9 protein-coding genes are annotated in these 12,539 nt (G+C 39.9%); 5 read left to right on the top strand and 4 right to left on the bottom strand.

The window, feature by feature from the left end; genetic code table 11:
* The 3 genes from rpoC2 to rpoB form a co-directional block, all read right to left on the bottom strand.
* Positions 1 to 460: DNA-directed RNA polymerase subunit beta' (rpoC2, locus tag O3C63_04505; protein MDA0772185.1), on the bottom strand; the 460-nt coding region annotated here is incomplete at its 3' end.
* A 106-nt stretch (positions 461 to 566) separates the two neighbouring features.
* Positions 567 to 2,492: a DNA-directed RNA polymerase subunit gamma gene (gene rpoC1 / locus O3C63_04500; protein MDA0772184.1), complete on the bottom strand. Its 1,926-nt coding sequence runs from the start codon at positions 2,490 to 2,492 to the stop codon at positions 567 to 569.
* 18 nt (positions 2,493 to 2,510) lie between these two features.
* Complete coding sequence (rpoB, locus tag O3C63_04495; GenBank protein MDA0772183.1) at positions 2,511 to 5,909, bottom strand: DNA-directed RNA polymerase subunit beta; 3,399 nt, start codon at positions 5,907 to 5,909, stop codon at positions 2,511 to 2,513.
* 277 nt (positions 5,910 to 6,186) lie between these two features.
* Between rpoB and O3C63_04490 the strand changes: the two genes are divergently transcribed.
* Positions 6,187 to 6,774, top strand: coding sequence for a hypothetical protein (locus O3C63_04490; GenBank protein ID MDA0772182.1), 588 nt, complete (start codon positions 6,187 to 6,189; stop codon positions 6,772 to 6,774).
* Positions 6,775 to 6,949: 175 nt separating this feature from the next.
* Here O3C63_04490 and O3C63_04485 read toward each other — a convergent pair whose 3' ends face one another.
* Positions 6,950 to 7,723 (bottom strand): MlaD family protein, encoded by a 774-nt coding sequence (locus tag O3C63_04485; protein MDA0772181.1) that lies wholly within the window; start codon positions 7,721 to 7,723, stop codon positions 6,950 to 6,952.
* Between the two features lie 90 nt (positions 7,724 to 7,813).
* On the opposite strand from O3C63_04485, the gene O3C63_04480 reads away from it, so the two are divergent.
* The 4 genes from O3C63_04480 to O3C63_04465 all read left to right on the top strand — a co-directional run bounded on the left by O3C63_04480 (position 7,814) and on the right by O3C63_04465 (position 12,434).
* Positions 7,814 to 8,704: a UbiX family flavin prenyltransferase gene (locus tag O3C63_04480; GenBank protein ID MDA0772180.1), complete on the top strand. Its 891-nt coding sequence runs from the start codon at positions 7,814 to 7,816 to the stop codon at positions 8,702 to 8,704.
* Positions 8,691 to 9,845 (top strand): 8-amino-7-oxononanoate synthase, encoded by a 1,155-nt coding sequence (locus tag O3C63_04475; GenBank protein ID MDA0772179.1) that lies wholly within the window; start codon positions 8,691 to 8,693, stop codon positions 9,843 to 9,845. The genes O3C63_04480 and O3C63_04475 overlap by 14 nt, the downstream gene beginning before the upstream one ends.
* A 38-nt stretch (positions 9,846 to 9,883) precedes the next feature.
* Positions 9,884 to 10,606: a 3'-5' exonuclease gene (locus O3C63_04470; GenBank protein MDA0772178.1), complete on the top strand. Its 723-nt coding sequence runs from the start codon at positions 9,884 to 9,886 to the stop codon at positions 10,604 to 10,606.
* Positions 10,607 to 10,784: 178 nt separating this feature from the next.
* Positions 10,785 to 12,434 (top strand): SulP family inorganic anion transporter, encoded by a 1,650-nt coding sequence (locus O3C63_04465; GenBank protein ID MDA0772177.1) that lies wholly within the window; start codon positions 10,785 to 10,787, stop codon positions 12,432 to 12,434.
* Positions 12,435 to 12,539 lie beyond the last annotated feature (105 nt).

Here is a 12,539-nt window from a genome sequence, read left to right as displayed (position 1 = left end):
CTAGCTGTCTAACCTGAGCGATAGAACCTCTCGCTCCAGAGAAAGCCATCATATAAACTGGGTTTAATCGATCAAAGTTTTCAACAACTGCTGCTGTTACTTTTTCGTTAGTCTCAGACCAAGTATCGATCACCTTGTTATAACGCTCAACCTCTGTAATCTCACCGCGCTCAAAACGCTTAGTCGTGATAGAAAGCTCATCCTCAGCAGCTTGCAGTAAAGCCTTTTTGGCTGGTGGAACTTGCAAGTCAGCAATACTAATAGTTACAGATGCTTTGGTTGCATATTTAAAACCAAGATCCTTGAGGTTGTTACCAAGTCTCGCCGCAACGTCATTACCGTAATTCTCGTATACATGTGAGAGTAATCTCTCCATTGCTTTTTTATCTACCGTTTGGTTGATAAAAACCGGTTGCTTACCTTTGCGTTCCCAATGTATCTCTTTTGTTTTTGTTGCCATGTTTGTTTTCCTTGAAATTTTTAAGTTTAAATCCGCTACCCGTCTTTCCGTCTTCGTTTCACTTCGACGCGACAATCGCTTCGAAGCAATCATAAGCCCGTAGGACTTATGACATTACAACCTCTTTACCATCAATTGAATCAATAATCATTTTATTGAACATGATTCTTCCGATAGTTGTTTCGATAATCTCTGCATTGCCTGATTCAGTCATGTTAGTTCTAACTTTAACCTTAGCAAAAAGATCTGCGTAACCAGCATAGTAAGACTGAAGCGCTTCTTCTTCATTTGAAAAAGTTCTTCCAGCACCGATGAATTTCTTAGGGTCATCATTATCCGGTTTCTCAATCGTTAAGTAATAAATACCGATAACCATATCCTGTGAAGGAGTGATTGTTGGTTTACCACTTGCTGGAGTCAAGATGTTAGTGTTAGCCATCATCAAAGTACGAGCTTCAGCTTGTGCTTCCAAACTAAGCGGTACGTGAACTGCCATTTGGTCACCATCGAAATCCGCGTTAAACGCTGAACAAACTAATGGGTGCAATCTAATTGCGCGACCTTCAACGATTACAGGTTCAAAAGCTTGAATCCCTAATCTGTGAAGTGTCGGTGCACGGTTAAGTAGCACTGGATGACCAGTTGTAACTTCTTTAAGGATATTCCAGATCACTGGAGGTCCTTTTTCGATTAACTTCTTAGCAGCTTTGATGTTCTGACAAATCTGACGGTCAATCAATTTGTTGATTACAAATGGTTTGAATAACTCAACTGCCATCTCCCTAGGAAGACCACATTGGTGAAGTTCCAAACTAGGACCAACAACGATAACTGAACGACCAGAGTAGTCAACACGCTTACCAAGTAAGTTTTGACGGAATCTACCTTGCTTACCTTCAATGATATTAGAAAGTGATTTAAGTGGTCTACCATTGGTACCAGTGACTACTCTTCCTCTTCTACCATTGTCTATAAGAGCGTCAACTGCTTCTTGAAGCATACGTTTCTCGTTACGGATGATAATCTCAGGCGCGCCCATGTCAATAAGACGAGCAAGACGGCTGTTACGGTTGATCACACGTCTGTAAAGATCATTCAAATCAGAAGTTGCAAATCTACCACCATCTAACTGAACCATAGGTCTCAAGTCAGGAGGACAAACAGGCAATACATCTAAAACCATCCATCCTGGATCAGTAGATGAATTCAGTAATGAATTGACTAAACGAGTACGCTTGATACACTTGGTTCTCTTTTGTTGTGAACCACTTACAGCAATCAATTCCGCTTTAAGATCTTCTTTAAGTTGAACTAAACCAGGTAAACCAAGTAAAGCACCACGCTCAGTTCTCTTATTATCAGGGAACTCATACTTAGGTTGAGCCAATTCTTCGAGCATAAGCAAAATCGCTTCAGCACCGATACCAACTTCAAACTGATTAGTGTCTTCTTCAAGCAACTTATCGTATTCTTCTTCAGTAATAATTTGACCTTTTTTGATGCCTTCAACATTACCTGGATCAAGAACTACATATGAATTGAAATAAACTACTTGCTCAAGATCTTTCAATGGAGTCTCAAGTAAAAGACTCAAGTAGCTTGGAATACCTTTCAAAAACCAGATGTGTGTAACTGGCGCTGCGAGGCTAATGATACCCATTCTGTGACGACGTACTTTAGACTCAGTAACTTCAACTCCACATCTTTCGCAAATGATACCTTTGTGTCTAATTCTTTTGTACTTACCACAAGCACATTCCCAATCCTTAACAGGACCAAAGATTTTTTCGCAAAATAAACCATCTTTTTCTGGCTTAAGAGTTCTATAGTTAATGGTTTCTGGTTTAACCACTTCGCCATGTGACCAACCTTGTATTCTACTCGGTGAGGCGATTTGTATCTTGAGGTTATCGAAAACATCGTTATCGGCAACTAAATTTGCTCTAACAATATCATCCTCAAACTGATCAAAACTTATTTCGTTTTCGATCAATACTTCTTCTGCTAATTGATTTACCTCTGCTTCAGACATCTTATAATTCTTCCTTTATTAAACCTGATTAAAACTAAAACCCGCTTTAGTCTCTAGTGCTACTTTATCTTCGTGCCTTGCTGCCGATGGGTCAGTAAGCTCTTTGATAGTATCCTCTAGACTTCTAGTTCTCACATTACGACTTCTGAGTGGGTCAAAGCTGTCTGTATAAAGATCAACTTCTTCTAGTGTGCCTTCTTCATCATTCTTCTTCAATGCATGAATATCAAGACCAATAGATTGAAGCTCTTTCATCAATACTTTGAATGACTCAGGAACGTTGGCAGGAGGAATATTGTCTCCCTTAACGATCGCTTCGTAAGCTCTCGATCTTCCAATCACGTCATCAGACTTGATAGTAAGCATCTCTTGAAGTGTATAAGCAGCACCGTAGGCTTCAAGCGTCCAGCACTCCATCTCTCCAAGTCTCTGACCACCAAACTGCGCCTTACCACCAAGAGGTTGTTGAGTAACCAATGAATAAGGACCAGTGGAACGAGCATGAATCTTGTCATCAACTAAGTGAACTAATTTCAACACATACATAACACCAACTAATGCTGGGTTATCAAAAGCCTCACCAGTTCTTCCATCGTAAAGCTGTTGCTTACAATCGATATTGAGCCATGAGTATCTTTCTGGATCAGAATCCTTAGCTTTTTGAAGTTCTTTAGTTACTAAATCATTAGAAGCACCTTCACCAAACATTTCATCGAATGATGGAACTTCATAAGCTTGATCAAGTATTGAAGCAGCCATACCTAAGATACACTCATAGATCTGACCAACGTTCATACGAGATGGAACACCTAGTGGATTAAGAACCATATCAACAGGAGTGCCGTCTGAAAGATGTGGCATATCTTCTACAGGAAGAATCCTTGAGATGATACCCTTGTTTCCGTGACGTCCCGCAACCTTGTCTCCAACTGAGATTCTACGTTTTTGCGCAATGAAAATACGTACAACTTTGTTAGAAACAGGAGGAAGCTCATCACCCTTCTCTCTGTCATAAACACGCACTGCAATTACACGTCCAAGCTCACCATGCGGCACTCGAAGTGAATTGTCTTTAACATCTCTTGCTTTCTCACCAAAGATCGCTCTTAATAATCTCTCCTCTGGAGGATTGTCAGACTCACCCTTAGGTGTGATCTTACCGACAAGAATATCGTTTTCTTCAACCATCGCACCAACGCGAACGATTCCGTTTTCGTCAAGATGCTTAAGTGCTTCTTCACCAACGTTGGGAATTTCACGAGTGATTTCTTCAGGTCCAAGTTTGGTTTGACGAGCATCAATCTCATACTTCTCGATATGAATTGAAGTGTAAACATCATCATAAACAAGACGCTCTGAAATCAAGATCGCATCCTCAAAGTTGTATCCTTCCCAAGGCATAAATGCAACTACTAGGTTTTTACCAAGAGCAAGTTCACCTTGACAAGTAGCAGCTCCATCAGTCAATGCCTGACCGGCTTTGACCTTCTCGCCCTGTTTAACGATAGGGATTTGATTCAAGCAAGTATCTTGGTTAGATCTTAAGTACTTAAGAAGCTCATATGTTTTTTGACCCTTGTTAGCATCATCAAACTTGACTGTGATTTGAGTTGAACTAGCGAAACTAATTACTCCATCAGCATCAGCAATAACAACCATGCCCGAGTCACGTGCAACCTGACCTTCAATACCAGTACCAACGAGTGTACGCTCTGCTTTAAGCAAAGGCACTGCTTGACGCTGCATGTTAGAACCCATCAAAGCTCTGTTAGCATCGTCATGCTCAAGGAAAGGAATCAAAGAAGTTCCGATTGAAACGATTTGAATTGGTGAAACACCAACCAAATCTACATTGTTATTAGTTGTTTCAATGTACTCATTTTTGTATTTAACAGGAATAAATTCATCAACAAAAGTGCCATCTGCTCTTACGTGAATATCACCAGTTGCAACACGCTTGTTGTCTTCTTCGTGTGCACTGTAATATCTAACTTCTGGACTTACAATCCCATCAGTAGCAGCTCTATAAGGAGTTTCGATAAAACCAAACTCATTAACACGCGCATGTGTTGCTAGTGAACTGATCAAACCAGCGTTTGGACCCTCTGGAGTCTCAATTGGACAAAGGCGTCCATGCTGCGAAGGATGAATATCACGAACTGCAAAACCAGCACGCTCTCTAGAGAGACCACCGGGCCCAAGAGCCGAGATTCTACGTTTGTGAGTCAATTCAGCTAGTGGATTAGTTTGATCCATAAACTGTGATAACTGAGAAGATCCAAAGAACTCACGGATCGCAGAAACCAATGGTTTAGGGTTGATCAAGTTAGCTGGAGTAAGACCTTCTTGTTCTTGAAGAGTCATTCTCTCTCTAATAATTCTTTCAATACGACTCAAGCCAAGTCTGAATTGGTTTTGAAGCAATTCACCAACTGAACGCACGCGACGGTTACCTAAGTGATCAATATCATCAACTTGGGCTTCATCAAAGTTGAGCTTGATTAGGTAATCAATTGCTGCAACAAAATCCTCTTTAGTAAGAACACGAAGATCATCAGGAGCGTTAGGACCAAGTTTCTCATTGATTTTGAAACGTCCAACCGGACCTAGATCGTATTTCTTAGGATTGAAAAAACGAGACTCAAGTAATTGACGTGCACCTTCAACAGTAGGGTGTTCGCCCGGTCTCATTTTTTTGTAGATCTCAATTAGAGCTTCATCTTCTGACTCTGTAGGATCTTTATCAAAAGTCTTAGATAAATAATCGAAGTGAGAGAAAAGATCTTTCATTTCGTTGGTACTATAACCAAGCGCTCTCAGGAAGATAGTTACAGGGATCTTACGAGTCTTGTCGATCTTAATATAAACGAAATCAGAAATATCGGTTTCCAATTTAACCCAAGCACCACGATTAGGAATCAAGGTCGCATTAAATACACGCTTACCACTTGGCTCAATATCACGTTTGTAGTAGATACCAGGTGAACGAACGATTTGTGAAACCACAACACGCTCAGCACCGTTAACAATGAAAGTACCACGCTCGGTCATCATCGGGATCTCACCAATAAACATCTTAGATTCTTTGATTTCGCCGGTGTCTCTATTGACAAAACGGACTTTAATATATAATTTCTTGGTATAGCTTTGCTCATTGAGCCTTGCTTCCATCGGAGTCTTAGCCTTGTTTGGCTCTTGGTGCTCCTCAAAAGTGTAATGGTCGTGAAGGAAATAAAGCTCCAACCTACCAGTGTAGTCAGTTACTGGCGAAAAGTTGTACAACTCCTCGGCAAGTCCCTTGGTTAAGAACCTTTGGAAGGATTCTTTTTGTATCTCGGCCAAATCTGGCAACGTAATAGTTCTCTGTCCCTCATAAGCTTTGACTTTAGGGATTGCACGTGAATAATTATTTATCATAGTTTGTATTTTCTGTTATAATGTTGACCCTTGCAAAATGGATATTAAAATCCACAATGAAATACCAATTATACGGACTCTTATAGCCAAAATCAATCTAAAGCAAGCGTTTGAGGGCATTCTTCGGTTTTTTATAAGTTTTAACAGGAATTGGGTTAAATTAATGTTAAGTTTTTTTCAAATTTTAGCTTATAGTTAAGATCCCGATATAGATAGCAGGTATTGACTGATCACCGCGGAACGTGTCACAATAATACAACACTAAAACTATTATATTATGGAAAATTTATCACAAACCGCACAACTTTTTTTAATAAGAACCACACCAGGTCAATCAATTGAAAAGACCCAATTGACACCTCTAACACAGACCGTACATCCGCAGAATAGACTTGCTAGAGGAGTTACTTTAACTGAGAAAAAAATTAAAGATCAATCTAGAGAGGCTGGCGTAGAATACGCACAAAATAACTCAACCAATGCCAATCATGCAATAGGTACTATATTTGATGGTATTAATCAAATGATCATGCTAGAGCAAAAAAATGCTTTAAAAGCTAAAAACACAACAGGACGAGATAAAAAAGCTGCGAAAGAAATGGTCCGCTACTTTCAGCCTATTATTCTAGCTGCTAAAAACTGGATCTTAAAACCATTAGCTGAGGGCTTTAGAACTCAGAAACCCGACATCAGCAAAATCATAAATCAATCAAATCAAAATCGACTCAGACTATTGTCTCAAATTCCTTCAGAAGCTTCAATATTCAAAACTAATGTGAGCAACAGGTTGGCTGATGTATATGATGATATTCTCAACAATACTACTGATGAACAAAACCATATAGTAGATCCTTCCTTGAATTAGATTCAAATCCACTGTCGCTCAGTCGCTCAGGGTCGTATCCGCACAACGCACGCTTTCGTTAAGAATAATCAATAATAATCAAAGAAAACAACTAGCTTGAATCACCAAATTTTAGGGGTGGGTCTTAATCAATCTGTGCGTTGTGCGGATACGACCCTGATAAACTGATAAACAATTAAAACAACTTCCAGATCTTAAAGTCCTTAGTCAAGTTTTGAATATTGTCCAATATAGATTTGACGTTCTCAGCATCATCTTGTCCAAAGATTGAATTGACTCGATTTGCAAGATTGGTCACTGCTTCAGCGGACTCTGCATTCACGCGAATCAAGCTGTCCAAGCGCACCGGTTCCAGAACTACAAACCTTGGAATTGAACAATCAAAACGACGTTGATAACTATCATCAATCTGAATTGTGGTGATGTCTACATACTGCTCGCCAATTAAACCAGAAGGAACTATCGTTACTTGATTGAGTGGTCCAATTGGTACTCGAGGAATTGTAACAACAACGTCTACTTTGACAAAATCACCAGCAGTAATTTCTGATTGTAAATTACTCGCTTGACCTAAAGTAATCTCCAGCTGGGCTTTGTTAATTTCTTCACGTGCCAAAACCAAGTCTTCTATCCTGCCAGTAGCAAGAGCCTTGTCTGCCTTAGCAAGATGACGTTTCCCAAGGTCAATAAGAGCTTGAGCCGGGAATGGATCTTGATCAATGTTGTCTTCAACTGCGTGAATCCCTTCAACTACTCCAATCTTAAGACCGTTCCATCTAAGGGCTGCGCCTTCTTCAAGTCCATTGACATTGTGGAAATAAAAGCTAAAACGCTCGTAATGATGCATCTTATGACCCTTGAGCCAAAAAACAAACACAAAAAGGGCCACTAAGCCAACTATTGTTATAGCTCCTATTTTGCCTAAATCATCACTGTTTATTTTATGCATGTTAAAATTGACTAGGTACCTAGCCATTATACCCGCTCGTTTTCCATAGATTACGATGCAAGCTAATTCACTATAACATCAAAAAAATTAATGACACAACCAGATAAAACCAAACCAATCACATTAGCAATCACTGGTGCTAGTGGGGCGGCTTATGGATTTGCTTTGCTTAAATTCTTTCTCAATAATAATTTCAAAATAGATCTTGTTCTTTCGGATAATGCCATTAAAGTCGCAAAACATGAGCTTGGTTTGGATTTGCAACATTGTGCTTTAGACCAGCGCAAACAAATGCTTTTGGAGTATTGCGGCAAGGCAACTACAACAGCAAGTTCTGCTTATGCACGTCCACAACAATCTAGTTTCAGCAACACAGCTACAAGTCCGCAAATAAGTCTCTCGTCCAAAATCGAAGCAAAAAAAGTGGAACTTAAACGTAAACAAGAATTAAAAAATAGATACAAGCAAGGGTTGTCTTACAATCTCAATGAAGCCACTCCGGCTGCTCAAGCAACAATGAGTCCGGCTTATTCATCGACTCATCAGCCATCAGCCATTAACTCTCAGCTGAATTTATGGGCAGCTGACGATATCACCGCTTCAATTGCATCTGGCTCTTACAAAAGTCAAGGCATGATTATTGCACCATGTAGCATGGGCACCATTGCCAATACTGCAGCCGGCACTTCCAATAATTTAATCACCAGAGCCGCTGACGTTTGTCTCAAAGAGAGACGCAGGCTGGTTTTGGTGGCAAGAGAAACTCCGCTTAGTAGTATTCACTTGGCAAACATGCTCAAACTTAGTGAGATGGGCGCAGTTGTATTGCCTGCGGCACCAGGTTTCTATCAAAAACCTCAAACAATTGATGACATGGTTCAATTTATAGTTGGCAAAACTCTTGATGTCTTCAACATTGAAAACGATAATTTCAAGCGCTGGGATAGCGCTAGGCAGGAACCTGTCTATGCCGGGATTTAATAAAGCTGACTTTGAAGAATCTTTTGATACTGAGTTAGAAAAACTCCGTGAACGTAATTTATACAGAGAAACCAAAATTCATGATCCTGAATTAATTAATTTTAGTTCTAATGATTATTTAGGTTTGGCACAAAGGGCTCTTGAGCTCAAAGTGGATCGTCGCGGCGCTAGTGCGTCGCGCATTACCAGCGGCAGCTACCAGGCGCACAAAGAGCTTGAAGAGTTTATTGCAGACTGGAAAGGCACTGAAGCAGCACTCGTATTTAGTAGTGGCTACATGGCAAACCTCGGTACGCTTTCGGTGATACTAGGTTCCAAAGATATTGTATTTTGTGATGAATACTCCCATGCTTGTATTCTTGACGGCATTAGATTAAGCGGCGCTCACAAGTATTTTTATAAGCACAATGATATTGAGCACTTGCGTGAATTATTAGAGAAACATCGCGACAAATTTGCCAAAGCATTGATTGTGACCGAAGCAGTCTTCAGTATGGACGGTGATAAAGCACAGCTGGCGCAAATCAATCCGCTTGCCAAAAAATTTAACTGTTCTTTATATATAGATGAAGCACACGGCACTGGAGTACTTGGATCTAACGGTGCTGGCTTAGTTGAAGAGCTTAGCGAGCAAGGACTAATCAAAAAATCTGATGTATTAGTACAAATGGGCACCTTCTCCAAAGCTATTGGACTAGAGGGCGGTTATATAGCGGGCTCCAAGAGCTTGATAGAGTTTCTCAAAAACAAATCTAGAACTTTTATTTATTCAACAGCAATCTCTCCTTTACTTAGTGGCTTGATTCTGGAACACCTTACAACAGTTCGTTATCAGCCAGAACTACGTGCCAGCTTGAATGCCAAGATCCAATTATTCCAAACACATATTGCAGGACTCAAATATAGCAACGAAAATACAGCGATCTTTGCAATCCACATGCCCAGCGTTGAAGCGGCTTTAAGCGCGACCGAAGAGCTGAAAAAACAAGGCTATTTGGTGATTGCCATTAGACCACCAACTGTACCAAGCCCAAGATTGAGAGTTTGTATTAATGCAAATCACGAAGACAGTGATATTGAGAAGCTCGCGGAATTATTAAAGGGAGATGGGATAAGGGAGATGGGAAACGGGCTAGTATAAATCCCCCCCCTATTCCCATTCATGTTAAAATCACTGAAATGTCTAAAAAAAATATTTACATAGATCTCGAAACAACTGGCTTAAACCCTAATACAGACAGGATTTGTCAACTCGGGGTAATTCTTACTGATGGCACTGAAATTAATAGTCTAATAAATCCAAAGATGCAAATCCCGCAAGCAACAACTGACTTGCACGGCATCACCAATGAGATGGTTAAAGATGCTCCTGGCTTTGAAGAACTCGCTGGACAATTAGTCGATCATCTTGAAGCAGCAGAAGTTTTTGTTGCTTACAACTATGCTTTTGATTTTCAGTTTTTACAAAATGAATTATTCAAAACAGTGCAGTACGAACTGAAAGAAAGTGATTTTGTGTTTCTTGATCCTTACAAGATTTTCCGTACCATGTTCCCACATAACTTAAGCAACGCTTATAAGTTTTATACTGGGCAAGAAATGCAAGGCGCACATAGTGCTATCCATGATATTCGCGCTACTAAAGTGGTACTCGAAGCGCAAGAAACTCAGTATCCGGATTTATTTGCCAAGGGTCTCAAGGAGGTTGAAAGAATCACCATTGGAGATACCAGCATTCTAGGTAAGTGGTTCAAAGCTCAAGATGATCTAATTAGTTTCAAGCAAGGTAAACATCGAGGCGAAACTGTAGCCAAAATTCATAAGGATTATCTCAAGTGGATTTATTCACTTGAAGATATTACTATGTCTGAACGAAGATTTATTGCTGCTTACATAGACTAATATACCCCAGTGGGGTATATTACGGTACTTCTAATTGAGATTAATTTGAAATCTAGGGCGGGAATATAGGCCTCAAGATGGATTTAAAAGAAAAAGACATAATTGAACCCACAAGTTCTGTTTTTGATTATCTATTAGAATCACTTAAAGAAATTAGCCCTTGGGCAATATCAAAATTGTGCCAACCAATATTGGCAAAGATCTAATAGCCGGTGTTGTTATTGCTGTTATTTCATTACCTGCAGCAATCGCTTTTGGTGTTGGTTCTGGCTTAGGAGCTATTGCTGGAATTTGGGCTGCAATTATTGGTGGCATTTTTGGTGGAGTATTTGGTGGATCCAAAATTGGCATCAGTGGTCCTACTGGTCCAACGATGATTCAACTCTCTGCAATTATGGTTGGTTACAAACTTGTTGATGGATCTCCTGATCTCAATGTTGCTTTTACGATCCTGTTTTTTAGTGGTGTCATCCTCATGATACTTAGTGTACTTAGAGTCTCACAATTAATTTATTTCACACCTTACTCTGTTGTAGCTGGCTTTATGTGCGGGATTGGAGTCATCGTAACACTCTTGCAAATAAATCCATTTTTTGGTATTGCATCTGCTGGCTCAATCAAAAATGCAGTAATTGCAATTCCACATGTAATCGAAAACTACAATCTTGACGCGCTCAAAATCGCGCTACCTTGTCTTGCTATTTTACTGTTATGGCCACTTGTACAGAAAAGGGTTAAATTATTTGAAAAAATACCTCCATCATTATTAGCGCTAATTGCAGGCTTGGCGATCGAAGAGATTTGGCATCTTCAAGTAGCAGTAGTTGGACACATACCAACAGGAGTACCACAACTTCACATACCTGAGTTTAGTCAATTCTTTGAATTCTTTTGGCCAGCTCTTTCTATTGCCGGGCTGGTCATTGTTGACTCATTATTAACCTGCATTATTGCAGACAATATTACTGGAGAGAAGCACAGTAGTAACAGGGAAACCTTTGGTCAAGGGCTTTCCAACCTGGTATCTTCTTTAGTGGGAGGTTTACCAACAGCAACTTCAACGGTAGGAACCGTGACCAATTATCAAAGCGGTGGCAGAACCCCACTTGCTGCAGTAGTGCAAAGTCTGATCTTACTAGCACTAGTACTTGGTTTAGGGCCTCTTGTTGAACATATCCCAATGGCTTGCCTTGCTGCAATCCTTTTTAAAGTGGGTTTGAATATTTTGGATTACAATATCCTCTCTATTTTTCACCGCTTACCATTTACCGACATGCTTGTTTTTAGTGTTGTACTAGTGGTTACCTTAGTTGAGGATTTATTGGTAGCAATGGCAGTTGGATTAATTTTTGCATTTTTTAGATTCATCCAAGAGATCAGTCACACCTATAAACACAATGCTCACTTACTGACTGAACTCAAACACAAAAAAACTATTGCTATAACCGATAATAAAATCAATGTCTTGAAACCTAATGGTCCACTGTTTTTCGGCTCAGTTGAACCCCTCAATGAAGTATACAGAGAAGCCAAAGCGCATGATGTGCTGATTATAGATCTAGATATGGTTTCATTTATTGATCTTTCTGGAGCTTATGCTATTAAAGATCTGGCTTCATGGGCTGAAAGACAAGGACGTAGAGTTGTTATAAGTGGCGGGCAGCCCAAGATTGTTAATATCCTAGAAAGAGTCAATGTCATTGATGAAAAAAGAAAACGAGAATACTTTCCAAAACTCGAAGATGCTATTTCTTATTCACAAGTAGCTAAAATCATGAACATCATTGATCATGAAGTTGAAACGACTATGGTATTAAGGTCGCAGTAACCATCCAGAGCTCAGTCCTTATCTGTCACGTGCTCTGCACGGACAGAACCCTTATTCATGGACCCGACTAGAAAACTACGTTTTCAGCGTGTCCTTAAAGATTTA

The sequence above is a fragment of the Cyanobacteriota bacterium genome (assembly GCA_027618255.1).
In the GTDB taxonomy this organism is placed as follows: domain Bacteria; phylum Cyanobacteriota; class Vampirovibrionia; order LMEP-6097; family LMEP-6097; genus JABHOV01.
The sequence above is the reverse complement of the archived record's forward strand: the minus strand, read 5'-3'. Positions and strand labels throughout refer to the sequence as shown.